This window comes from Pseudomonas piscis, from assembly GCF_009380155.1.
Classification (GTDB): Bacteria; Pseudomonadota; Gammaproteobacteria; order Pseudomonadales; family Pseudomonadaceae; genus Aquipseudomonas; species Aquipseudomonas piscis.
In genome coordinates this window covers 1,406,372-1,428,320 of the sequence record NZ_WHUV01000002.1, presented here as the reverse complement: position 1 = coordinate 1,428,320, position 21,949 = coordinate 1,406,372, and the positions used below count along the sequence as shown (strand labels likewise).

Here is a 21,949-nt window from a genome sequence, read left to right as displayed (position 1 = left end):
ACCTCTTTCTTGCGTGGGTCCGTCACATCTCGGGCCGGATCGGGGGGCGATTCTGTCGGGCGCCGCCGCGTATTTCAAATGCTGGCGATCAGGCCCACTGGCTGCGGATGGGGGCGGTACCACGCCAGGCGATCATTTGGTCATTGTTGATTACCAGTTGCTTCTCCGGGTTCACCTTGCAGCCAGGGACATACGTCGCTTTTACGGCCTTTGACTGACCGGATCTTAACGGGATTTGGGAAGTTTCTGATCTTTTTTCCCGGGGCTTTGCTTGAGAATGCAGCAGTCTGGATCGGAAATTGACCAGTTAATGGTTTCTTTTTAACCAGTTTGACCGTCCAGGCATGACCTAGACCCACCCGGGAATCTGCCGGTCCAGCGCCAGGTATTCGCTGGAACCACCAATCGGGTTGCCAGGGCAAGCAGGAGAGCAGCGATGAACAAGAACAACAAAAAACGATACCTCAAGGCCCTGGCGGTGTTCCGGCGGCGCTACCTGCCGCCACGGGACGATCCGCGAGGGCACGGCCTGGGTTGGGCGGGGCTGCCATGCTCGCATGCCTGGCCGGATGCCGAGCCCACCAAACCAGGCTCGGGTGGCGTACGCAACGGGAGCCTGGCATGGACTTCCTGAACGAATATGGGCAGGTCCTGGCCAGGGGACTGCTGGTGACCCTGATGCTGGCGCTGGGCAGCTGGCTGCTGGCCTTTGCCGTCGGCCTGCTGGTGACGTTGCTGCGCCTGGCCGGGGGGCGCTTCGTCGGCCTCTGGGTTATGGCGTTCATCGAGTACCAGCGCAACGTCCCACCCCTGGTGCATCTGTTCCTGTGGTACTTCGGCGTGAGCAGCCTGCTGCCCGAGACTCTCCAGGGGTGGTTGAACGAGCATCACGGCGAGCTGGTATTCGCGCTGATCGCCATCGGGCTGTACTACGGCGCCTACTTCGCCGAGGACATCCGCAGCGGCCTGCGCAGCATCGCTGCGGGGCAGCAGGAAGCGGCGCAGGCCCTGGGCCTGGGTCGGGCCGGCGCCCTGCGTCGGGTGATCCTGCCCCAGGCGCTGCGAGTGGCGATCGCCCCTTTGCTGAGCAACACCGTGATGCTGATGAAGACCACCAGCCTGGCCATGGTCATCGGGGTGATGGAGCTGACCTACGTCACCAAGGAGGTGGCCAGCGGCACCTTCCGCATCTTCGCCACCTATGGGCTCAGTACCGTGCTGTATGTGGCGGTGGCGCTGAGCCTGTTGCTGGCCGGTGGCTGGCTGGGCCGGCACCTGCGGATCAGGGGGCGCTGAGCATGCTGGAGATCATCCAGGAGTACTGGTTGCTGTTCCTGCTGGGGTCCTACCCCAATGGCCCGCTGGGCGGCATCGTCGCCACGCTGCTGCTGTCGATCATCGGTATCGGCCTGGCGTTCCCGTTGAGCGTACTGCTGGCCCTGGCCCAGCTCAGCCCCGCGAAGGTACTGCGCTATCCGGCCATGGGCGTCGGCTACCTGCTGCGTAGCATTCCGTTGGTGATGCTGATCTTCGGGGCCTATTTCGTGGTGCCGATCATCCTCGGGCGACCGGTTGCCGGTTTCACCACCATGGCGGTGACGCTGGTGGTGTTCCAGGCGGTGTACCTGGCGGAAATCGTCAGGGCGGGCATCGAATCGCTGCCCAAGGGGCAGGGCGAGGCCGCCGCGGCACTGGGCATGGGCTACTGGACCCGGACCCGCAGGGTGATCCTGCCCCAGGCCCTGGGGAACATGCTGCCGAGCATGGTTGGCCAGTTCGTCACCACCATCAAGGACACCTCGCTGGGCTACGTGATCGGCGTCAACGAGCTGACCTACGCCGCCAACCAGGTCAACAGCACGATGCTCACCGAGCCCTTCAGCGTGTTCCTGGTGCTGTCGCTGGCCTATTTCGCCATCTGTTTCGCCCTGACCCAGGCCGCCCGCCTGCTGGAGGCGCGCCTTGCCCGCAACAACGGGCGGATACCCGCCACTTCCCACCAACCACGCCCGGCTCCGGCCCAGGGGTATTGATCATGCACAACCACAACGCTGCCCTGGCAGCTTCCAGCGTCATCATCGCCCTGGACAAGGTGAACAAGTGGTACGGCGAGCACCAGGTGCTCACGGACATCAGCGCCCAGGTGAAGAAGGGCCAGGTGGTGGTGCTGTGCGGGCCGTCCGGTTCGGGCAAGTCCACCTTGATCCGCACCATGAACCGCCTGGAGGCCATCGGCTCGGGGACCATCCATGTCAATGGCCAGGACGTCCAGGGCCGGCAGGTGGATGTGAATGCCATGCGCAGCCACATCGGCTTCGTGTTCCAGCAGTTCAACCTGTTTCCCCACCTGTCCGTCCTGGAGAACGTCACCTGCGGGCCACTGTGGGTACGCAAGGCGGCAGCGGCGCCGACCCGCGAACTGGCCCTGGGCCTGCTGGACAAGGTCGGCCTGGGGCACAAGGCCGAGGCCTATCCGAACCAGCTGTCGGGTGGCCAGCAACAGCGCGTGGCCATCGCCCGGGCATTGGCCATGCAGCCACCGGTGATGCTGTTCGATGAGCCCACCAGCGCCCTGGACCCGGAAATGGTCGGCGAGGTGCTGGCAGTGATGAAGGCCCTGGCGGCCGAGGGCATGACCATGGTCTGCGTGACCCACGAGATGCACTTCGCCCGGGAGGTGAGCGACGTGGTGTGGTTCATGGACCAGGGCCGCCTGCTGGAGGTGGCACCTCCCGGCGAGTTCTTCAACACGCCCAGGCATCCCCGGGCGCAGCAGTTCCTTTGCGACATAGGTCGCCGCTGAGTCATCCACAGAGGAGCAACAGAATGAACGATCCATCCATTGCCGCCATGCTGGCGAACCCTCCGGGAATCATCGTCTGCGACCCGGCCAGGACCGCCGCCTTGCTGGGCTTCGAGCAGTTGGTCGAGGCCCTTGGGCGGGCGGTGCGGGAACTGGCGGCCGGTTCGATCTTGAGCCCGGAGCGCATGGTGGTGCCCCTGGGCGAGGGCGGGGTGCTGCTCAGCATGCCGGCCACCGCGCCGGACATCGCGATCCACAAGCTGGTGAACGTGCAGCAGGCCAATGCCCGGCGCCATCTGCCCACCTTGCATGGCAATGTCACGGTATGCGATGCCGCCACCGGCAGGCTGCTGTGCCTGCTGGACGGCCCGGAAGTGACTGGGCGCCGCACCGCCGCCGTCACCCTGCTGGCCCTGCGCACCTTCCTGCCCCAGCCTGTGCAGCGGATCCTGATCTTCGGCACCGGTGCCCAGTCGCGGTTTCATGTCCAGGCCATCAACGCGCTGTATCCCCAGGCCAGGATCTGGGTACGGGGCCTGGACCTCGCGTCCGCCACGCAGTTCTGCGAAGCCAATCGCCAGTGGCATGGCCAGTTGCAGCCGTTGGATGGCGACATGCCGGAGGTCGATGCAGTCATCACCCTGACCACCAGCCTCGAGCCGGTTTACAACCAACCGGCCCGGGTCGGGTGCCTGGTCGTCGGGGTCGGCGCCTTCAAGCCGGAAATGGCCGAGCTGGGCAAGGCCCTGCTCGACGGCAGCCTGATCTATGCCGACGACCCGGCCGGTGCTCGCCACGAGGCCGGGGACCTGCTGCGTGCGGCGGTGGACTGGTCCCAGGTCAAGTCCCTGGCCAGTGCGCTGGATGGCGCCGTCGAGCCTGGGCGTCCGGTGGTGGTCAAGAGTGTCGGTACCGCCGCCTGGGACCTGGCGGCTGCCCGTGTAGCCCTCGCCAACCTCATGGCCGAGCGCGCCTGAATCCATTGTCCAAGGGGAATCGACCATGCGTATCACCCGCAGCATCAACACCGTGGAAGTCCATACCGGCGGCGAGCCGTTTCGAATCGTGACCTGCGGCCTGCCCAGGTTGCCCGGCAAGACCATCATCGAGCGTCGTGCCTGGCTACGGGAGCATGCGGACGATATCCGCCAGGCCCTGATGTTCGAGCCGCGCGGCCATGCCGACATGTATGGCGGCTACCTCACCGAGCCGGTCTCGCCCACGGCGGACTTCGGCATCATCTTCCTGCACAACGAAGGCTACAGCGACCACTGCGGCCACGGCACCATCGCCCTGGCTACCGCCGCCGTGGAGCTGGGCTGGGTCGAGCGGACGTCGCCACGCACCCGGGTCGGCATCGATGCTCCCTGCGGTTTCATCGAAGCCTTCGTCGAGTGGGATGGCCAGCATGCCGGTAGCGTGCGCTTCATCAACGTGCCGTCGTTCATCTACCGTCGCGACGTGACGGTCCAGACCCCGAGCTACGGTCCGGTTACCGGCGATATCGCCTACGGTGGGGCTTTCTATTTCTATACCAGCGGTGCGCCCCATGGCCTGCCGATCCGCGAGTCGGCGGTGGAGGAGTTGAAGAAGTTCGGGGCCGAGGTGAAGCGCGCGGCCAATGCCGCGTTCCCGGTGGTACATCCCGAGATTCCCGAGATCAACCACATCTACGGCACCATCATCGACGGTGAGCCGCGCCTGCCCGGATCGACCCAGGCCAACTGCTGCATCTTCGCCGACCGCGAGGTGGACCGCTCACCCACCGGTTCGGGTACCAGCGGCCGGATCGCCCAGCTTTACCTGCGGGGGCAGATCGACCGGGACCAGGTGCTGGTCAACGAGTCGGTAATAGGGTCGGTGTTCAGTGCCAGGGTCATCGAAGAAACCCGGGTGGGGGAGTTCCAGGCGGTTATTCCGGAAGTCTCGGGCACGGCCTACATCTGTGGGTTCTGCAACTGGATCATCGATGAGCGTGACCCGCAGCGGCACGGTTTCCTGGTCCGCTAGCGCGGCGTTAGCTGCTGCGCGCACATCATTGCCATGCCTATTTTTCCTGGGGACACAGATATGAAACGCAGTTTTTCATCGTGGGGTTCTGCCATTGCCACTTGCCTGTTGCTGGGGGCGGCTGGCGTCCAGGCCGCGCAACTGGACGAGGTCAAGGCTCGCGCAGTGCTGGTCTGCGGCGTACTGGATATCTTCGAGCCATTCGGCTACACGGACGTGAAGACGCGCTCGGTGGTCGGTTATGACGTAGACGTTTGCCAGGCGGTGGCCGGCAAGCTGGGAGCGAAGGTCGAGATCAAGCCGGTATCCATCGAGGCTCGTATCGCCGAGTTGCAACAGGGCCACATGGATGTGCTCGGCGCGGGGCTAGCCCATACGCCGCTACGCGCCGAGCAGGTGGCATTTTCCGATGCCTACTATGTGAGCGAGAACGTGCTGGCGGTCAGGGCCGGTCGGGGCATCACCGCCCTCGGCGAGCTGGATGGCAAGCGCATCAGCTACGTCAAGGGCAGCATCAGCGAGGCCTATATCAGGCAGGCCTTGCCGGGCGCTACGGCGGTCGGCTTCGAGGATGTGTCCAGCGCCTTCACCGCATTGCTCCAGGGCAAGGTCACGGGTTTCAGCACTTCGCAGGAGGTCCTGCACAAGTTGCTCAACCGCCTGGGTGACAAGGCCGGGCAGTACAGCATCCTGCAACCGGCCATCGGCCGGGAAGTCTGGGGCCTGGGCATACGTCGAGACGAGCCGGACATGCTCGTCGCGGTGAACTCGGCGTTGCGCGAGCTGGAGGCCGAAGGGGCGATGCAGGCCATCTTCGACAAGTGGCTGGGAGCCCAGACCCTCTATCGGATGCAGCGCTCCTTCAAGGTCCAGCCGATTCGTTGAACGCAGCGTGTGAGGGGCCGGCATGGCACGTCCATGCCGGCCCCTCGTTCATTCCCGCGAGCTGATATCGCGGCGCACCCGCTTGAGGTGGCCTTCGACGTAGAAAGCGGCGGCATCTTCGTCGCCGCTGATGATCGCCTCGTAGATCAGGCGGTGTTCCGCCGCATACAGCTGGATGCGTTCGGGGTCGTAGATCCCGTCGTCCCGCAGGCGGTTCCACAACGGTTGCTCCATGGTCTTGTTGATTTCCTCGGCGATCCGGGCAATCAGGATATCGCCGGTCATCATCGCGAGCTGGCGGTGGAACAGCCGGTCGGCTTCGCTCCAGCGCGCTTGTTGCAGCGGATCGCCGATGTCCTTCACATCGATCATCTGTTCCAGGTAGCGCTCGGCCAATGGGTCGCGCTGGGCACGGCGGGCGGCCAGGCGGGCTATCGCCGGTTCGATCAGCAAGCGTACTTCGAGGGTGCTGATGGGGCTGAAGTCGGCATCCACCGGCGGCAGCCCGGCATAGTCCGGTGCCGCTTCGTTCACCTGCAGCGGGCAATCGGCGACGTAGGTGCCTGAGCCATGGCGGGTGGTCACCATGCCTTCGTTCTGCAAGGCACCGATCGCTTCGCGTACGGCGGGCCGGCTCACCTTCAGCCGCTGTGCCAGGTCACGCTCGGAGGGCAGGCGCGAGCCGTGGGCATACTGGCCGCTGAGGATGCCGGCGCGGATCTGGTCGGCAACCTGCTCGTAGATCTGCTTGGGGCGAAAGTCTGCTTGCATGGTGGCGGTCTCTCGGGGCGCTAGCCGTCGGCTTGGGTTTGGCAGGTCGTGAATGTCAGGAGCCCATGGTACAGCTCGTGAAGACGGGAAACAGGGGGACGGCATTTTCCGTTGCTGTTATCGGATGGCAGCGGCTGCCTGATCAGATTGTTGCTCAGCCGTGGCGAACATGGGGCAGATTCGCAATCCGGGGGCTGAAACAAAAAAAGCACCCGAACAGGCGGTGTGAAAACATCGCGAGTGAAGGCAAGACAAGGCAAAAACAGGCGAGGAAGCGGAGTTTACTGGCTGTAAATGAGCGCTCTGAGCCTGTTTTTAACGCAGTATTGCCAAACGCAGTAGTTTTCCCACAGCCTGCGAAGGTGCTTTCCTGCCGAAGCCCTCAGCTGGCCAGGCCAGCCATTCTGGCCCGTGCCGCGTGCAGCTTCTTGTAGCTGTCGATCAACCGCAGGTGCCGGTCCAGACCCTCCAGTTGCATGCTGGTAGGCGTCAGGCCATGGAAGCGCACGCTGCCCTGTACCGAGCCGATCACCGCGTCCATGCGCTCGTTGCCGAACATGCGGCGCAAGTTGGCTTCGTAGTCCGCCAGCTCCAGCTCGTCGTCCAGTTGCACTTCCAGCACCGCGTTCATGGCCTGGTAGAACAGGCCGCGCTCGACGGTGTTGTCGTTGTACTGCAGGAACATCTCCACCAGTTCCTTGGCCGGGTCGAACTGGCCCAGGGCCACGTGGATCAGCAGCTTCAGCTCGAGGATGGTCAACTGGCCCCAGGCGGTGTTGTCGTCGAACTCGATGCCGATCAGGGTGGTGATGTCGGTGTAGTCGTCCAGCTCGCTTTGCTCCAGGCGTTCCACCAGGTCGCGCAGGCCGTCTTCGTCCAGGCTGTGCAGGTTGAGGATGTCTTCGCGGAAGAACAGCGCCTTGTTGGTGTTGTCCCAGATCAGGTCGTCCACCGGGTAGATTTCCGAGTAGTCCGGCACCAGGATCCGGCAGGCGGTGGCGCCCAGGTGCTCATACACCGCCATGTAGCTTTCCTTGCCCAGGCCTTCGAGGATGCCGAACAGGGTCGCGGCTTCCTCGGCGTTGGAGTCGGCGCCCTGGCTGGAGAAGTCCCACTCGACGAACTCGAAGTCGGCCTTGGCGCTGAAGAAGCGCCACGACACCACGCCGCTGGAATCGATGAAGTGCTCGACGAAGTTGTTCGGCTCCATCAGCGCCTGGCTCTCGAAGGTCGGCTGCGGCAGGTCGTTCAGGCCCTCGAAGCTGCGGCCCTGGAGCAGTTCGGTGAGGCTGCGTTCCAGCGCCACTTCGAGGCTCGGGTGGGCGCCGAAGGAGGCGAACACGCCACCGGTGCGCGGGTTCATCAGGGTCACGCACATCACCGGGAATTCACCGCCCAGGGAAGCGTCCTTGACCAGCACCGGGAAGCCTTGCTCCTCCAGGCCCTGGATACCCGCCAGGATGCCCGGGTACTTGGCCAGCACTTCCTGGGGCACGTCCGGCAGGGCGAGCTCGCCTTCGAGGATCTCGCGCTTGACCGCCCGTTCGAAGATTTCCGACAGGCACTGCACCTGGGCCTCGGCCAGGGTGTTGCCGGCGCTCATGCCGTTGGAGAGGTAGAGGTTTTCGATCAGGTTGGAGGGGAAGTACACCACTTCGCCATCCGACTGGCGCACGAAGGGCAACGAGCAGATGCCGCGCTCGATGTTGCCGGAGTTGGTGTCGTACAGGTGCGAGCCGCGCAGCTCGCCGTCGGGGTTGTAGATCCCGAGGCAGTACTCGTCGAGGATTTCCTTGGGCAGGGCATCCTTGCGCCCTGGCTGGAACCAGCGCTCGTCGGGGTAGTGGACGAACTCGGCGTTGGCGATCTCCTGGCCCCAGAACTGGTCGTTGTAGAAGAAGTTGCAGTTCAGGCGCTCGATGAATTCGCCCAGGGCCGAGGCCAGGGCGCTTTCCTTGGTCGAGCCCTTGCCGTTGGTGAAGCACATCGGCGACTGCGCGTCGCGGATATGCAGCGACCAGACGTTGGGCACGATGTTGCGCCAGGAAGCGATCTCGATCTTCATCCCCAGGTCCGCGAGGATCGCCGACATGTTGGCGATGGTCTGCTCCAGCGGCAGGTCCTTGCCGGGGATGCGGGTGCTGGTGCCGGCATCCAGGCTCGGCATCAACAGGGCCTGGGCATCGGCGTCCAGGTTCTCCACTTCCTCGATCACGAACTCGGGGCCGGTCTGTACCACCTTCTTCACCGTGCAGCGATCGATGGAGCGCAGGATGCCCTGGCGATCCTTCTCGGAGATGTCCGCGGGCAGCTCGACCTGGATCTTGAAGATCTGGTTGTAGCGGTTTTCCGGATCGACGATGTTGTTCTGCGACAGGCGGATGTTGTCGGTGGGGATGTCGCGGGTCTGGCAGTACAGCTTCACGAAGTAGGCGGCGCACAGCGCCGAGGAAGCCAGGAAATAGTCGAACGGACCCGGTGCCGAGCCGTCGCCCTTGTAGCGGATCGGCTGGTCGGCCACCACCGTGAAGTCATCGAACTTGGCTTCAAGTCGGAGGTTGTCGAGAAAGTTGACCTTGATTTCCATGGGGGGCTACCAGAATAACGAGCAAGACGAAAAGGCCGCCATTATCCGGTTTTTCACCCGGAAGTCTTGCGCTTTTGCGCCATGGCCGCCGACCGGTCCAGGCTGTCGCGCTCAGTCCGGCAGGCGGGGCGGCAGCGTCTCGAGCCAGTTGTCGATGTCCCGCATGCCTCGCAGATGAACCACCGGCACCTGGGGCGCCACGGCCTGGCGGACCTGTTCGATGCCCGGGCGATTGTGCTGGTCGAAGTGCCACACGAAACCCAGGAACTTGAGGAACTCCAGGTTCAGTTGCTCGTGGCAACCTGCCGGCAGGTCGGCGCGTGGACGGTTGCGCAGGCTGCGCATGAACACCCGGCGCAGGCAGGTGGTGCGCGGGGTGTCGAGCCAGATCACCAGCTCGGCGCGGGGCAGGCGCAGGTCGAAGGTGCGCCGCGAGTAATTGCCTTCGCAGATCCAGGCATCCGTGGCGACGGCCTCGCGGACCCGGCTGCGGAACACCTGTGTATCGGCCTCGACCCAGCCGGGCTCCCAGAACAGCCGGTCCAGGTGCACCACCGGCACTGCGAGACGGCGCCCCAGCTCCCGGGCCAGGGTGGATTTGCCGCTCCCGGCGTTGCCCAGTATCACGATGCGTTGCATAACCTGGCCCCAGGGAAAAAGCCGCGCAGTCTAGCATCGGCTCCCGGGGCCGGGCAGGGGGTTAATGCACGCTGTTGGCAAACAGCCCGAGGAGGAAATCGCGTACGTGGATCAGGCGCGGACTGCGCATCGCGGTCTTGTTCCAGACCAGGTACAGCTCGTTGGTGGGAGCCTGCGCCAGGGACGTCAGCGATACCAGGCGACCCGCTTCCAGGGCCTCGCGGCATTGGTAGTCGGGCAGCACGCTCCAGCCTTGGCCCTGGACCACCAGGTCCTGGATGATGCGCAGGTCGGCGATGGTCAGTGCGGCCTGCAAGGTCGGGGCGAACTGGAACAGCGCGGTCCATACCGGGCGGATCAACGGCAGGTCTTCGTCGAAGGCAATCAGCGGTACAGCGGCCAGTGCCTCGGCCGATGGTCGCTTGCCCAGTTTCCGGGCCAGCTCCGGGGCCAGCACCAGGAGGAATCGTTCGGTCAGCAGCCGGGCGAAACCGTGGGCATGTTCGTCCGGCAGCGAGGCGGTGATCGCCAGGTCCGCGGTCGAGCTGTCCAGCAGGCTGTAGATGCGCTCGCGGTTGCCGGTGTGCAGGCGGATTTGCAAGCCCTGCTCCAGCAGGGGCGCGAGTCCCGAGGCCAGCTTGCCGTGGATGAAGTCCGAAGGCCCGGCGATGTGCACGGTACCGCTCAGTTCATCGCTCTGGCGGTAGGAGGCCATGCGCATTTCCAGCCCGTCGAGCATTGGTCCGATGGCGCGGGCCAGCTCGTCGGCGGCCTCGGTCGCGGTCACGCCCCGCGAGCGCCGCACGAATAGTGGCTTGCCGACGAAGGCTTCCAGCGCCTGGATGTGCAGCGATGCGCCAGGCTGGGTCATGCCCAGCGCCTGGGCGGCACGGGAGAAGGATTGCAGGCGATAGGCCTCGATGAAGGTACGCAGGTGGTCCAGATGGCTCATGAAGCGGTATCGCGCCCGGGTGGGCGCCCTCGCGAAGTGTTCCCGGTTGATTGGTGGACAAGCGTCCGGCGGCGCGTTGGCTGGCCGGCCAAGGGCTGGCCAGCATAGTGGCAAGCCTGCTTGAGGCATAAAAATATTTTGGCCTGACTGCCAAAAGGTTAATTTTTCGAAATGACAGGGCCTCTCTACGATTGCGCGCATCCCTGGCCCCAGGCCGGTTTTCCAACTCTTCGGAGCGCGTGTCCATGCCCTTCATCGTCTATATCTTCAGCCTCAGCGCCTTTGCCCTGGGGCTTGCCGAATTCGTGCCCATCGGTCTCACCGACGTCATCGCCCAAGACCTGGGCCTCAAGCTCGAGCAGGCCGGTGGCACGGTCACCCTGTATGCCCTGGGCGCGACCTGCGCCGCACCGATCCTCACGGCCCTGACCGCAAGCTGGCCGCGCAAGCGGGTGATGCTCGGCACCGTGCTGGTGTTCTGCGCCGGGAGCCTGGGTGCCGCCCTCGCCAGCAGCCTGTGGGCGCTGTTGGCGGCGCGGTTCGTCGCGGGCATGGGCCACGGCCTGTTCCTGGCTGTGGCTTCCAGCACCGCCGCGCGCCTGGCCGGACCGAAGCAGGCCGGGCGTGCGGTGGCGGTGGTGTTCTCGGGGTTCACCCTGGCCATGGCCATTGGCGTGCCCATCAGTACCTACCTCGGCGGCCTGTGGTCCTGGCGGCCGGTGCTGGGGGCGATTGCCGGGTTCGGTGCATTGGGTTTCCTCGGGCTGCTGGGCATGGTCGAGCCGGCCAGGACCCCAGGAGAGGCCGCTGGCGAATCCGTGGTCCAGGCACTTCGGGCATTGCTGCATCCAGCCTTGCTGGTGGCGGCCCTGGTGACAGTGCTGGGGTATGCCGGCTCGTTCAGCGCCTATACCTACATCGCGCCGCTGTTGACCGGGGTGACCCAGGTCAGCATCGCCACGGTTGGCCTGTTCATGCTCGGTTATGGCGTGCTCGCCGCAGTCGGCAACCTGTTGGGAGGACGGCTGACCGATCGCCTGGGTGTCGACCGGGCCAGCTTCATGGTGCTCGCCGGCATCGCCGGGTGCGGGCTGGGATTCTGGGGGCTGGCGCATTCGGCCCTGGGCATGGCCCTCTGCGTGGCCTTGCTGGGGCTGTTCACCTACGCCGCGGTGCCGGCCTTGCAGGCTCGGTTGATCGGCATCGCCGAGCGGCATGCACCCCATGCCCATGCAGTGGCGGCCGGGCTCAATATCGCCGGTTTCAACCTGGGAATCGCCCTGGGAGCGTGGCTGGGGGGCGTTACCCTGGGGTCGCTGGGCATTGCCCACATGGGCCTGGCCGGGGCGGGGCTGGCCTCAGCCGGGCTGGTGCTGCTGGGGTGGCTGGTGGCCGTCGCGCCGGGACGCACCGTAGCCCGTACCAGCCGTTCGCAGTGCTGAAGGGCTAGTGGTCGCCTGGCCAGGGCCTGGGCTGCCGCTCTCGTTCCGCGACGCCCTGGCGCCACTGGGCCGGGGTCTGGCCTACTTGGGTCTTGAACAGCCGCACGAAGTAGCTGACGTTTTCGTAGCCGACTTCGTAGGCGATCGCCTTGACCGACATGTCGCTGGCCAGCAGCAGTTTCTTGGCCTTGTCGACCCGCACCCGTTGCAGGTAGAGATTGGGTGGCAGGCGGGTCGCCAGCTGGAACCGGCGCTTGAGGGTGCGCTCGCTGAGGCCGGCTTCGCGGGCCATGTCGGCGATGCTGACGGCTTGGCTGTGGTGGCTTTCGATCCAGTCCTGCACCTTGAAGATCGCCGGGTCGCGATGGTTGCGATGCCCCGGCAGGATCGGGCTCAGGCGCTCGGGCGCGGCCACCAGCAAGTGGGTGGCGCAGAGCTGGGCGAAACGGTCGCCGCGATCCTGGGCCAGGATCTCCAGCAGGGCATCGAAGCCGCCGCCCAGGGAGCCGCTGCTCCAGATGCCCTGTGCCTGGAGGAAGGACGGGTGGGCGCTGAAGTCCCAGGCCGGATAGCGCAGCTTCAGTGGCCGGACGAAGGCCCAGTGGGTGGCCAGCAGCCCCTGACCGAGCCCGGCTGCCGCCAGGTAGCAGACCCCCGTGGTCATGGCCAGGATTCGCGCCCTTTGTTCGCGGTTGCGGGCCAGCCACTCCAGGGCTCGGGGATCGGGGTTGAAGCCTGCCGCCAGGCGCGGCCCTTCGATGGGCGGGATGACGATCAGGTCGCCGGCGCCCAGTTCCTCCAATGCAGCGTCCGGCTGGATGACATGGCCACTGGCGAGCGCGATCCGCGCGCCGTCCGCCGACAGCACCCGGACCCGGTAGCCCTGGGCCAGGCCGGTATGGCGCTCCAGCAGTGCGACGATGCGAAAGAAATCCGTCGCCGAGAACAACCCCATGCCCCAGCAGCCGTCATAGGCCAGTATCGCCACCTCGTTCATATCTCTCCCCATGGCCCGATCGGACTATCGATCAGCCCTTTAGAACACCGAAATCGGCCAGGTGCAAGGCTAGGATGGGCAGCCTTGAAGAAGACCAGGAACAGGAGCCAGACATGCAAGCAACCCCTACCAGGCAAGTGGACCGTTTTGCCGGTCTGCTGGGCGTCGAGCATCTGCACGCGAGTGTCGAGCAGGCCGCATGCCGGCTGCGATTGGCGCCGGAGCATCTCAATGCCCTGGGCGGTGTCCATGGCGGGCTGATCTTCGCCCTGGCCGATATTGCCTTCGCCGCCGCATGCAATGCCGGGCAGGCGTTGTACATCGGCCTGCAGGCCGAGATGCGCTACATGGCCCGCGCCCGTGGCGCCGAACTGACCGCCACCGCCACCTGGATGGGCGGCAGTCGCAACATCGCCCATTACCAGGTGCTGGTGACCGACGACCAGGGTTTGCGCATCGCCCTGTTCAGCGCTTCGGCCTATCGCCTCGGCCAATGAGCCTGGGGCAAGATGCACCTCCCTTGAACGGCGCTGGGCGCCATGCACACGGAACCGGCCATGCCTCCCATCAGTACCCGGCAACACTGGATCGACACTCCCCACGGGCAACTGTTCGCCCAATGCTGGAGCCACGGCCAGGAGCAGTTGCCGCCCATTGTCCTGCTGCACGATTCCCTGGGTTGCGTGGCCTTGTGGCGGGACTTTCCCCTGTGCCTGGCCCAGGCCAGCGGGCGCCGGGTGATCGCCTATGACCGTTTGGGCTTCGGGCGCTCGGCGGCCCGCAGTGGTTTGCCCGCAGCGACCTTCATCGAGGATGAGGCCCATGGCGATTTCCAGGTCGTATGCCAGGCCTTGGGTGTCGAGCGGTTCGTGGTGTTCGGCCACAGTGTCGGCGGTGGCATGGCGGTTGGCTGCGCCGGGGCCTATCCACGACAGTGCATGGGGCTGGTCACCGAGTCGGCCCAGGCTTTTGTCGAACAGCGGACCCTGGATGGCATCCGTCAGGCCCAACGCCAGTTCGCCGAGCCGGGACAACTGCCGCGCCTGCACAAGTACCACGGGGACAAGGCCGCCTGGGTCCTGCGGGCCTGGACCGACACCTGGCTGGACCCGGCCTTCGGCCAGTGGACCCTGGACGCGCAGTTGGCGCAGGTACGCTGCCCGCTGCTGGTGCTGCATGGTGATCACGACGAATACGGTTCGCTGGCGCAGCCGGAACGCATCGCCGCGCGGGCGGCGGTCGTCGCCCAGGTGCAGGTGTTCGCCGAGTGCGGCCATGTTCCCCATCGCCAGTATCCGCAAGCGGTGCTGGAGCAGGTTGGTGGTTTCCTGGCGGCCTGAGGTCCGCCTGGACGCAAGCAGGCGTCGCGATTGCCATGTGCCAGCATCTTGTGGCTGGCAAAAACCTGCTTATATGATTCCAGCCCCATACCGCAGGCCGCTTCGGCAGGCGGTCCAGCAAGGCACTACAGGGATGTTCAACGCATGAAAAGCAGGTTCGACGCTGCGCACAAGACCGGCCGCCTGGGCCGGGCACTGACGGCCCTGGCCCTGGCCACCGCAGCCCTCGCGGCGCCATTGGCCGGCTATGCCAAGGATCCCTTGATCCCGCCTGGCGCGGTGCTGGCGGTGATCAACAACGTCCAGATCGATGACCAGGCCGAAACCTTCGAACTGGAAGATGGCGTGGTGTCCAACTTCTGGTATGGCCGCGAGATCGACCTGGGCGGCAAGCACTATTACGCGACGTTCTCCTGGTTCACTCGTGACCGCGCGGCCCGTGAAGGTGAGGACTTCATCGCCCCGGACGTCAAGGTCCGGCTGGCGGACGCGACCTTCGAACTGGCTCGCCCGGGTCAGAAGCAGCCTTACGATATTCGCAGCATCGAGCGCAAGATCGGCTTCTTCGGCGCCCGCGAGCAGCCCGAGGAAGTGGACACCAGCCGCCAGGCCCTGGAGTACCGCACCAACGATGGCCGCCTGGTGCTGGCGGTGCCCACGGCCACCTTCGACAGCGGCTACGGCATCAGTGGTTATGCCGTGTTCGTGTTCAACCCGAACAAGACCCCGGACCAGGACGGCTGGGTCTGGAGCTACCTGGGCCAGGTCTTCAGCGGCGAGGACAACTCGGCGGCCTGCGACGACGGCACGGTGATCCCCTGCATCGCCAACCAGGGTGAGCTGAATTTCGTGGCGGCCCAAGGGCCGATGCCGCGCTTGCTGGTCAAGTTCAGCGGCACCACCTCTGCGGGTGACACCCAGACGCGCAAGATGAATGATGCCGATGACGTCAGCTACGTCTTCGATGGCAAGCAGGTGCAGTATGTCCGCCAGTGATCGGTGCGGGTGCCTGAATCCAGGAGCCGCTTGGAGGTGACCGGTTTGCAGCGCTTGGATATCGATTTGAGCGCGGTGGGCAGTTCGGCTGAATTGCATATCCTGCTGCGCGACGCCCTGGGGTTTCCCGCTTGGTACGGCTGCAACTGGGATGCGTTCTGGGACGCGATCACCGGGCTGGTGGAGATGCCACGGCAATTGTCGTTCCACGGCGGGTCGGCATTGAGCCAGCGCTTGCCCGACGATGCCCGACTGCTGGCCCAGTGCCTGGAGCGCATGCGCGCGGAGTACCCGCAGTGGGCGCCGCAGGTGAAATGGCTTTGAAAGGGCGATTTACTAATCCGTGTCCTTGCTCTATAAATCGGCCTTGCGGCGCGCACCACTGCGCGCCATCTGCCGATGACAGGAGGAAGCTATGTCACCGTTAAACGTGAAAGCCTGACGATTTGCCCCACCCCCTCGCTTGAACATCTCGAGACACGCTGGTCCCAGCGCTGGCTCGAAGAAGGCACCTACGCCTTCGACCGCAATGCCCCACGGGACGCGGTCTATTCCATCGACACACCGCCACCCACGGCCTCCGGCTCGCTGCACGTCGGCCATGTGTTCAGCTACACCCACACCGATATCATCGCCCGCTTCCAGCGTATGTGCGGCAAGACTGTGTTCTATCCCATGGGTTGGGATGACAACGGCCTGCCCACCGAACGGCGCGTAGAGAACTACTACGGCGTGCGCTGTGACCCGGATGCCACGTACCAACCGCAGTTCCAGCCGCCGACTACGGTAGCCCGGCGCCGCAGCGAGTATCTCGCGATCAGCCGGCGCAATTTCGTCGAGCTGTGCCATCGCCTGACCGCCATCGATGAGCAGGCCTTTCGCAACCTGTTCGTGCAGTTGGGGTTGTCGGTGGACTGGGGGCTGACCTACGCCACCATCGATGAGCGGGCGCAGCGGGTCAGCCAGCGCGCGCTCTTGCGCAACTACCAGCGTGGCGAGCTCTACAGCCAGCAGGCGCCATGCTTGTGGGACGTGACCTTCCAGACCGCCGTGGCCCAGGCCGAGCTTGAGGATCGCGAGCAGCCGGGAGCCTGGCACGACCTGGTGTTCCGGGGAGACGGGGGCCAGGCGCTGCGCATCGCCACCACGCGTCCGGAGTTGCTGGCGGCTTGCGTGGCGCTGGTGGCGCACCCCGACGATCCACGCTACCAGGGGCAGTTCGGGCAGCAATTGCGCTCGCCGCTGTTCGAGGTGCCGGTGCCGTTGCTCGCCCACCCGCTGGCCGATCCGCAGAAGGGCACGGGGCTGGCGATGGTCTGCACCTTCGGCGACCTGACGGACGTGCTCTGGTGGCGTGAATTGCAGCTGCCGACCCGTTGCATCATCGGTCGCGACGGTCGCTTGCTGGCGCAGGCGCCTGAGTGGCTGGCCGATCCCGCCGGACGCCAGGCCTATGCCGCACTGGCCGGTTGCAGCCTGACCCAGGCGCGCCAGCGGTTGTTGCCATTGCTGCGCGGGTGCGGCGGCCTGCTCGGTGAGCCACGGCCGATCCGCCATGCCGTGAAGTTCTTCGAGAAAGGGGACCAGCCGCTGGAGATCGTCGCCACCCGCCAGTGGTACTTGCGCAATGGCGGGCGCGATGCCGAGCTGCGCCAGCAACTGCTGGAGCGTGGCCGGGCCCTGGCCTGGCATCCGCCATTCATGCGCAGCCGCTACGAGCATTGGGTTGGCGGCCTCAATGGCGACTGGCTGATCAGCCGGCAACGGATCTTCGGCGTGCCGCTGCCGTTCTGGTACCCCCTGGATGCCCGGGGCGAACCGGACCATGACCGGCCGATCGCCGCCAGCGAAGACTCGCTGCCGGTGGACCCGACCCTGGACACCCCGCCGGGTTACGAGCCGGACCAGCGCGGCCAGCCCCATGGTTTCATCGGCGAGCGGGACATCATGGATACCTGGGCCACCAGCTCCCTGAGCCCGCAGATCGCCGCGGGCTGGGAGGAGGGCGATGGCCTGTTCGAGCAGGTCTTTCCCATGGACCTGCGGCCCCAGAGCCACGACATCATCCGCACCTGGCTGTTCTCGACCCTGGTTCGCAGTCACTTCGAGCAGGCCGCCGTGCCCTGGCGCCATGTGGCGTTGTCGGGCTGGATCCTCGATCCGGATCGCAAGAAGATGTCCAAGTCTCGGGGCAATGTAGTCACCCCCCTGGCGCTGCTGGAGCAATACGGCAGCGACGCGGTGCGCTACTGGGCGGCCCTGGGGCGGCCGGGCAGCGATACCGCCTTCGAAGAGCAGCAGATGAAGATCGGCCGGCGCCTGGCGCTCAAGCTGTTCAATGTCTCGAAGCTGGTGTTCGGCTTGCCCGGCGACCCCGCCGGGCCGGTATCGCAGGCGCTGGACCAGGCCATGCTGCAACGCCTGGGAAGTGTCGCCGGCCAGGCCCGGCAGGCATTGGAAGGCTACGACTACAGCGCTGCCCTGGTACGCATCGAGGGATTCTTCTGGTGGTTCTGCGATGACTACGTCGAACTGGTCAAGCGCCGCGCCTATCGGCCCGAAGGGCACTCGGCGCGCAACGCCCTGGCCCGAGCCTTGAGCAGCCTGCAGCGGCTGTTCGCGCCGTTCCTGCCTTTCGTTTGCGAAGAGGTCTGGCGTTGCTGGCAGCCGGGTTCGGTGCACCGTGCGTCCTGGCCTGAAACCTGTGCGGTCGAGGCTGATGTGGAGTCGTTGCTGGAGGCGGTCAGTGCGACGCTGGCGGCGATCCGCAAGGCCAAGTCCGATGCCCGGCAATCGATGAAGGCGCCGGTGGCGCGGGTCGAGCTGGTGGACCAGGCGCCGTCCCTGGAGCGTTTGCAGGAGGCCCGCCAGGACCTGCTGGAAGCGGGCCAGGTGGCGCACTTGCTGTTCATCGAAGGCCCCGAGCGGCAGGTACGGGTCTGGTTGCAGGATTGACCCCCCTGTACTTCCGCCCGCCCGGCGCTGTTCCTGCATCGCTGGGCGGGCGGTTTATTTTCCCGGGTCGATGCTGCCAAAATGCTCGCCCGTACCAGCGCCTGCCAAGGGAAGCTTCAGTGAATATCCAAGACAACCTGCAAGACTACAGGGACCTCAAGCGCGCCGTGGGCCTCTTGGAGTCGCCATCGTTGACCGCACGCCTGTCGGGCTTGCTGGGTTCGCCCATCGAGAGTGCGGTCAAGGCCTTGCCGGCGGTGGTGTCGCAGAAGATCAACGGCGCGGTGGTGGCCGCACTGCACAGTTCCGCCGATGCGGCCTTGTGGAGCCTGGACAACCAGCCGAAGAAACAGGCCTCGCCGCGCTTGCACAAGTTGTATGCGGCCGCGTCGGGGGCCTTGGGAGGCGCCTTCGGTTTTGCTTCGCTGTTCGTCGAGCTACCGGTGTCCACCACCATCATGATGCGCTCGGTGGCCGATGTGGCGCGCAGCGAAGGTTTCGACCTGACGGACTTCGCCACCAAGCAGGCGTGCATCGAAGTGTTCGCCATGGGCGGCAACAGCGAGGCCGACGACGCCAGCGAAACCGGTTACTACCTGACCCGCAGCTTCACCACCCAGGCCATGCAGCAACTCTCCAAGGAACTGGCCGCCATCGCCGCCAAGCAGGGCTCCAGTGCCATCAGCCGGATGTCGCCGGGGCAGGCGGGCAAGTGGCTGGCGGTGCTGATCGAAAAGGTCGCGGCGCGCTACGGCGTGACCATCTCCAGCAAGTTCGCGGCCCAGGCGGTGCCGGTGATCGGTGCGGTCACCGGCGCCACCATCAATACCTTGTTCACCGACTTCTACCAGGACATGGCCCGTGGGCATTTCATCGTCAAGCGCCTGGAGCAGCAGTACGGTTTCGAGCCGATCAAGGCGGCCTATGCCGAGCTCAAGGGCAAGCGGCTGGTGGGCTGAAGCCCAGGTGCTGCCGGTGGTGGAACCCTGGCGTGCCAGATTCGACCGATGGACATGTGCAAGCGGCGCCCGCTGTGGTGGCGCTCATTGAGGCCTGGCGCCGCCCTGAGAGGGGCAGGGGCGCCGCTATCCAGTGGGAAGAGGTCCGTGGGGCTGTCGCTAGCGCCACTCAAGAGCCTACGGTTACTGCCCGGCTGCCAGCCGCTGTATCGAGCGGACTCCGGCCTGCATTTTCTCCACGGCCGAGGCATTGGCTGAGTGCACCTTGATCCGTGGCGGGCGAAAACCCTGCAAGGCCACGGCTTCCTCGATCCACAGGATCACGTCGTAGCCAGTGCCGCGTTCGTCGTCGCCCAGGTCGTGGTCGAGGCTGATTTCACTGACGCCACCGGCCTTGAGCAAGGCAATGACTTCGTCCGGCCAGTAGGTCCGCACCCAGCCTTCGGGCGTCTGGCGTTCATCGTCGAGGTAGATTTTCATCGGGCAGGGGTGTCTCGGCTGGTTTCAGGTAGGGGGCGTTGCGTTGACGTGCAGTACCAGGCTCAAGCAGTCATCGCCGAAAGCAGGTACATGACCCTGGCACCGGTCGATGAAGAACATCGCTCCCGGGGGTGTTTCCTGGGGCATCGAAAAGTGTGTCCAAAGGCGGTTCTTGGTGGCCTGGGTAAAATGGATGTAGAGGCTGTCCCCTTCGATGCGAATGCTGTCCTGGTGTCCACCGCAGCGCAGGATCAGGCTGACGAGTTGCGCAGGTTCGGGCTCCAGGGCAAAAGCCTGACGGCAGTCTTTGCGAATGGCGCGGGCTATGGCATTGAACTCGCCAGGACTGCCGTAGAGATGCAGTTCCTGGTCGATCAGTCTGGTGAACACTGCAAGCATCCTGGGTGTGGTCGTGTTTTATAGCGGTTCCAGATCACGCGAGCCAAGGGTATTTGCAGCCTATGCAGGGTGACACCGTGCGGCGGATGGGTGTAGAAGCATCCCGGGGCAACGCCCCCGGTCTTTGATCGAAACCACTGCCAGGAAGGTCTGCCTTGTCCAACGCCAATCCCATCATCCACGTCGCTTTCGAAGCGGACCGGCTCTGTCTCGGCTGGGCCGATGGCTTGCTGCTGCGCCAATCCCTCGGGCGTTATGGCCGCTTGCAGGAGGCCTCGGCGCAGCAGCGCCAGGCCTGGCGGATCGCGCCCCAGGGCAGCTCGGTGCTGTGGCCCGGACTAGGTGAGCAGGGGCTGGAGATCGAGGGCGCCGACTGGATCTGGGAGCATGTGTGCGAGCAGTCCATGGCGCGCCTGCAGGCGCTGGATTGGGACCTGGAGCGCCTGCCTGAGCGGGACCAGGCCATCGTCGCCCTGTGGCGCCTGGAGGCAGATGGCTACAACGGTGGTTTCCTGCAGTTTTTCTGCAACTGGGGCGAGCGCAGCTACCAGTTGGCGCTGGACGCACTCCAGGCATTGGGTGCGACCCGGGCCAGGGCGGTGGTGGAACGCCAGCGGCAGACGATCGGCGATCTGCAGGCCCATCCGCCGTTGGAGCGCCTGTGGGATATTCCCGAGCGGCTCAGCGATGAGCAGCATGAGCTGATCGGTGGCGAACTGGACGAGCAATTGTGGACGGCGCTGGAAGAAGTGCCGGCGCTGGCGGCCAGCCATTTCTACCCGCCGGCCTGCGAATGAGTGCGGTGGTGGCCCAGGACGATGGGCTGCAATTGTCCATCGCCGCCGAGGAGGGCGGCGTCTGCCCGTTGCTCGACGTTGGCCTGCGGGGCAGCGGCTTCCAGGCCCATATTCGTATCGTCCACGAACCCCTGGAGGGCTGTGTCGGGTTGGCCGAGTTTTTTCTGCAAGCGGCGCAAGTGTTGCCTGAGGAGCCGTTGCAATGGCGCTCGGCGTGCCTTGACCTGGCCTTGCAAGTGACGGCCGGCGCCGACTGGCAGCCGTTGCGGATGCTCAAGGTCAGCCTGTGGTCGACCGCGGATGACGCCAGCGACTGGCACGTCAACGCCTCGCTGCTGCTCAGCCCGGAGCAATTGCGAAGGTTCGCCGGGGAGGTCCTGGCCGAGATGTCGGCGCCCATGCTCTAATGCCGCGCTTTTTCCCCCGGCAAACGGATTTTCCCATGGCTGAACCGCGTATCCGCGCCCTGGCGCTTTGTGTCTTCCATCACCAGGGCAAGATCCTGGTCCATCAGTTCGACGACCCCCATCAGCAGCAGACGGTGTTCCGCCCGGTGGGTGGCGGCATCGAGTTCGGCGAGCGCAGCGACCAGGCCATCCGCCGCGAGGTGGAGGAAGAGCTCGGCCTGTCCATCAGCCAGCTGCGCCTGCTGGGTACCCTGGAGAACCTGTTCACCTACCTGGGCAAGCCCGGGCACGAAATCGTCCAAGTGTATGACGCACGCTTCGACGATGCCAGTGTCTACTCCCGTGGCCAGTTGCACGGCGAGGAAACCGACGGCATGGGCTTCACCGTCAGCTGGCACGACAGTTCGAGCTTCGGCCCGCAAGCGCCCCTGGTGCCCCAGGGGCTGGAGCAGTTGCTCAAGCAGGCCGGTCTGCTCGACTGAGTGCAGTGAGGCCGCGACAGGCCCTGCCGGATGCCATTGTCCGACAGG

Annotated in this window: 24 protein-coding genes; 17 read left to right on the top strand and 7 right to left on the bottom strand. The window is 65.4% G+C overall.

Features of this window, described 5'->3' with window-relative positions; genetic code table 11:
- Positions 1 to 436 precede the first annotated feature (436 nt).
- Genes GDH07_RS16470 through GDH07_RS16440 form a run of 7 tightly spaced genes read left to right on the top strand, consistent with a single transcriptional unit; the run spans position 437 to position 5,698 of the window.
- The gene (locus GDH07_RS16470; protein WP_022644134.1) at positions 437 to 634 is read left to right on the top strand and encodes a hypothetical protein; all 198 of its coding nucleotides are present in this window, start codon (positions 437 to 439) and stop codon (positions 632 to 634) included.
- Positions 622 to 1,296, top strand: a complete 675-nt coding sequence (locus GDH07_RS16465) for an amino acid ABC transporter permease (RefSeq protein ID WP_152898208.1) — start codon at positions 622 to 624, stop codon at positions 1,294 to 1,296. The genes GDH07_RS16470 and GDH07_RS16465 overlap by 13 nt, the downstream gene beginning before the upstream one ends.
- 2 nt (positions 1,297 to 1,298) lie before the next feature.
- Positions 1,299 to 2,033, top strand: a complete 735-nt coding sequence (locus tag GDH07_RS16460; RefSeq protein WP_152898207.1) for an amino acid ABC transporter permease — start codon at positions 1,299 to 1,301, stop codon at positions 2,031 to 2,033.
- Positions 2,034 to 2,074: 41 nt separating this feature from the next.
- Positions 2,075 to 2,803 carry an amino acid ABC transporter ATP-binding protein gene (locus GDH07_RS16455; protein ID WP_031321487.1) on the top strand — a complete coding sequence of 243 codons (729 nt, stop codon included), beginning with the start codon at positions 2,075 to 2,077 and terminating at the stop codon, positions 2,801 to 2,803.
- Positions 2,804 to 2,826: 23 nt separating this feature from the next.
- Complete coding sequence (gene lhpI / locus GDH07_RS16450; protein WP_152898206.1) at positions 2,827 to 3,780, top strand: bifunctional Delta(1)-pyrroline-2-carboxylate/Delta(1)-piperideine-2-carboxylate reductase; 954 nt, start codon at positions 2,827 to 2,829, stop codon at positions 3,778 to 3,780.
- Between the two features lie 25 nt (positions 3,781 to 3,805).
- Positions 3,806 to 4,813, top strand: a complete 1,008-nt coding sequence (lhpH, locus tag GDH07_RS16445; protein WP_152898205.1) for a trans-3-hydroxy-L-proline dehydratase — start codon at positions 3,806 to 3,808, stop codon at positions 4,811 to 4,813.
- Positions 4,814 to 4,873: 60 nt separating this feature from the next.
- Positions 4,874 to 5,698, top strand: coding sequence for a transporter substrate-binding domain-containing protein (locus tag GDH07_RS16440; RefSeq protein WP_022643721.1), 825 nt, complete (start codon positions 4,874 to 4,876; stop codon positions 5,696 to 5,698).
- A 48-nt stretch (positions 5,699 to 5,746) separates the two neighbouring features.
- Here the strand turns inward: GDH07_RS16440 and GDH07_RS16435 are convergent, their stop codons facing one another.
- The 4 genes from GDH07_RS16435 to GDH07_RS16420 all read right to left on the bottom strand — a co-directional run bounded on the left by GDH07_RS16435 (position 5,747) and on the right by GDH07_RS16420 (position 10,647).
- Complete coding sequence (locus GDH07_RS16435) at positions 5,747 to 6,469, bottom strand: FadR/GntR family transcriptional regulator (RefSeq protein WP_022643722.1); 723 nt, start codon at positions 6,467 to 6,469, stop codon at positions 5,747 to 5,749.
- A gap of 382 nt (positions 6,470 to 6,851) precedes the next feature.
- Positions 6,852 to 9,056 carry an OsmC domain/YcaO domain-containing protein gene (locus GDH07_RS16430; RefSeq protein ID WP_053136362.1) on the bottom strand — a complete coding sequence of 735 codons (2,205 nt, stop codon included), beginning with the start codon at positions 9,054 to 9,056 and terminating at the stop codon, positions 6,852 to 6,854.
- 111 nt (positions 9,057 to 9,167) lie between these two features.
- Positions 9,168 to 9,695: an AAA family ATPase gene (locus tag GDH07_RS16425; protein ID WP_152898204.1), complete on the bottom strand. Its 528-nt coding sequence runs from the start codon at positions 9,693 to 9,695 to the stop codon at positions 9,168 to 9,170.
- A gap of 61 nt (positions 9,696 to 9,756) precedes the next feature.
- Positions 9,757 to 10,647, bottom strand: coding sequence for a LysR family transcriptional regulator (locus GDH07_RS16420; RefSeq protein WP_152898203.1), 891 nt, complete (start codon positions 10,645 to 10,647; stop codon positions 9,757 to 9,759).
- A gap of 245 nt (positions 10,648 to 10,892) precedes the next feature.
- Between GDH07_RS16420 and GDH07_RS16415 the strand changes: the two genes are divergently transcribed.
- Positions 10,893 to 12,089, top strand: coding sequence for an MFS transporter (locus GDH07_RS16415; RefSeq protein ID WP_152898202.1), 1,197 nt, complete (start codon positions 10,893 to 10,895; stop codon positions 12,087 to 12,089).
- A 4-nt stretch (positions 12,090 to 12,093) separates the two neighbouring features.
- Here GDH07_RS16415 and GDH07_RS16410 read toward each other — a convergent pair whose 3' ends face one another.
- Entirely contained in the window at positions 12,094 to 13,086 is a 993-nt protein-coding gene (locus GDH07_RS16410; RefSeq protein ID WP_152898201.1) for a GlxA family transcriptional regulator, read from the bottom strand.
- Positions 13,087 to 13,199: 113 nt separating this feature from the next.
- Between GDH07_RS16410 and GDH07_RS16405 the strand changes: the two genes are divergently transcribed.
- The 6 genes from GDH07_RS16405 to GDH07_RS16380 all read left to right on the top strand — a co-directional run bounded on the left by GDH07_RS16405 (position 13,200) and on the right by GDH07_RS16380 (position 19,336).
- Positions 13,200 to 13,583 carry a PaaI family thioesterase gene (locus GDH07_RS16405; protein ID WP_152898200.1) on the top strand — a complete coding sequence of 128 codons (384 nt, stop codon included), beginning with the start codon at positions 13,200 to 13,202 and terminating at the stop codon, positions 13,581 to 13,583.
- Between the two features lie 60 nt (positions 13,584 to 13,643).
- Positions 13,644 to 14,426: an alpha/beta fold hydrolase gene (locus tag GDH07_RS16400; RefSeq protein ID WP_152898199.1), complete on the top strand. Its 783-nt coding sequence runs from the start codon at positions 13,644 to 13,646 to the stop codon at positions 14,424 to 14,426.
- A gap of 144 nt (positions 14,427 to 14,570) precedes the next feature.
- Entirely contained in the window at positions 14,571 to 15,422 is an 852-nt protein-coding gene (locus GDH07_RS16395) for a hypothetical protein (protein ID WP_152898198.1), read from the top strand.
- Positions 15,423 to 15,458: 36 nt separating this feature from the next.
- The gene (locus GDH07_RS16390; protein WP_343038265.1) at positions 15,459 to 15,746 is read left to right on the top strand and encodes a barstar family protein; all 288 of its coding nucleotides are present in this window, start codon (positions 15,459 to 15,461) and stop codon (positions 15,744 to 15,746) included.
- A 75-nt stretch (positions 15,747 to 15,821) separates the two neighbouring features.
- Complete coding sequence (valS, locus tag GDH07_RS16385; RefSeq protein WP_152898197.1) at positions 15,822 to 18,377, top strand: valine--tRNA ligase; 2,556 nt, start codon at positions 15,822 to 15,824, stop codon at positions 18,375 to 18,377.
- A 119-nt stretch (positions 18,378 to 18,496) separates the two neighbouring features.
- Positions 18,497 to 19,336: an EcsC family protein gene (locus GDH07_RS16380; protein ID WP_343038264.1), complete on the top strand. Its 840-nt coding sequence runs from the start codon at positions 18,497 to 18,499 to the stop codon at positions 19,334 to 19,336.
- Positions 19,337 to 19,519: 183 nt separating this feature from the next.
- Here GDH07_RS16380 and GDH07_RS16375 read toward each other — a convergent pair whose 3' ends face one another.
- Together GDH07_RS16375 and GDH07_RS16370 are read right to left on the bottom strand one after the other, a co-directional pair.
- Positions 19,520 to 19,816, bottom strand: a complete 297-nt coding sequence (locus GDH07_RS16375) for a cyclic-phosphate processing receiver domain-containing protein (protein WP_152898196.1) — start codon at positions 19,814 to 19,816, stop codon at positions 19,520 to 19,522.
- A gap of 24 nt (positions 19,817 to 19,840) precedes the next feature.
- The gene (locus GDH07_RS16370) at positions 19,841 to 20,206 is read right to left on the bottom strand and encodes a hypothetical protein (protein ID WP_152898195.1); all 366 of its coding nucleotides are present in this window, start codon (positions 20,204 to 20,206) and stop codon (positions 19,841 to 19,843) included.
- Positions 20,207 to 20,370: 164 nt separating this feature from the next.
- Between GDH07_RS16370 and GDH07_RS16365 the strand changes: the two genes are divergently transcribed.
- From GDH07_RS16365 to GDH07_RS16355, 3 genes are read left to right on the top strand one after another with little or no spacing between them, the layout of a single operon-like run.
- Positions 20,371 to 21,012, top strand: a complete 642-nt coding sequence (locus GDH07_RS16365; protein WP_152898194.1) for a DMP19 family protein — start codon at positions 20,371 to 20,373, stop codon at positions 21,010 to 21,012.
- A gap of 8 nt (positions 21,013 to 21,020) precedes the next feature.
- Positions 21,021 to 21,419: a hypothetical protein gene (locus GDH07_RS16360; RefSeq protein ID WP_152898193.1), complete on the top strand. Its 399-nt coding sequence runs from the start codon at positions 21,021 to 21,023 to the stop codon at positions 21,417 to 21,419.
- 35 nt (positions 21,420 to 21,454) lie between these two features.
- Positions 21,455 to 21,901: an NUDIX hydrolase gene (locus tag GDH07_RS16355; protein WP_022643737.1), complete on the top strand. Its 447-nt coding sequence runs from the start codon at positions 21,455 to 21,457 to the stop codon at positions 21,899 to 21,901.
- The last annotated feature ends 48 nt before the right edge of the window (positions 21,902 to 21,949 follow it).

Coding starts and splice junctions, on each gene's coding strand:
- GDH07_RS16470 (WP_022644134.1), top strand. CDS start 437: ATGAACAAGAACAACAAAAAACGATACCTCAAGGCCCTGGCGGTGTTC.
- GDH07_RS16465 (WP_152898208.1), top strand. CDS start 622: ATGGACTTCCTGAACGAATATGGGCAGGTCCTGGCCAGGGGACTGCTG.
- GDH07_RS16460 (WP_152898207.1), top strand. CDS start 1,299: ATGCTGGAGATCATCCAGGAGTACTGGTTGCTGTTCCTGCTGGGGTCC.
- lhpI (WP_152898206.1), top strand. CDS start 2,827: ATGAACGATCCATCCATTGCCGCCATGCTGGCGAACCCTCCGGGAATC.
- lhpH (WP_152898205.1), top strand. CDS start 3,806: ATGCGTATCACCCGCAGCATCAACACCGTGGAAGTCCATACCGGCGGC.
- GDH07_RS16440 (WP_022643721.1), top strand. CDS start 4,874: ATGAAACGCAGTTTTTCATCGTGGGGTTCTGCCATTGCCACTTGCCTG.
- GDH07_RS16435 (WP_022643722.1), bottom strand. CDS start 6,469: ATGCAAGCAGACTTTCGCCCCAAGCAGATCTACGAGCAGGTTGCCGAC.
- GDH07_RS16430 (WP_053136362.1), bottom strand. CDS start 9,056: ATGGAAATCAAGGTCAACTTTCTCGACAACCTCCGACTTGAAGCCAAG.
- GDH07_RS16425 (WP_152898204.1), bottom strand. CDS start 9,695: ATGCAACGCATCGTGATACTGGGCAACGCCGGGAGCGGCAAATCCACC.
- GDH07_RS16420 (WP_152898203.1), bottom strand. CDS start 10,647: ATGAGCCATCTGGACCACCTGCGTACCTTCATCGAGGCCTATCGCCTG.
- GDH07_RS16415 (WP_152898202.1), top strand. CDS start 10,893: ATGCCCTTCATCGTCTATATCTTCAGCCTCAGCGCCTTTGCCCTGGGG.
- GDH07_RS16410 (WP_152898201.1), bottom strand. CDS start 13,086: ATGAACGAGGTGGCGATACTGGCCTATGACGGCTGCTGGGGCATGGGG.
- GDH07_RS16405 (WP_152898200.1), top strand. CDS start 13,200: ATGCAAGCAACCCCTACCAGGCAAGTGGACCGTTTTGCCGGTCTGCTG.
- GDH07_RS16400 (WP_152898199.1), top strand. CDS start 13,644: ATGCCTCCCATCAGTACCCGGCAACACTGGATCGACACTCCCCACGGG.
- GDH07_RS16395 (WP_152898198.1), top strand. CDS start 14,571: ATGAAAAGCAGGTTCGACGCTGCGCACAAGACCGGCCGCCTGGGCCGG.
- valS (WP_152898197.1), top strand. CDS start 15,822: ATGACAGGAGGAAGCTATGTCACCGTTAAACGTGAAAGCCTGACGATT.
- GDH07_RS16375 (WP_152898196.1), bottom strand. CDS start 19,816: ATGAAAATCTACCTCGACGATGAACGCCAGACGCCCGAAGGCTGGGTG.
- GDH07_RS16355 (WP_022643737.1), top strand. CDS start 21,455: ATGGCTGAACCGCGTATCCGCGCCCTGGCGCTTTGTGTCTTCCATCAC.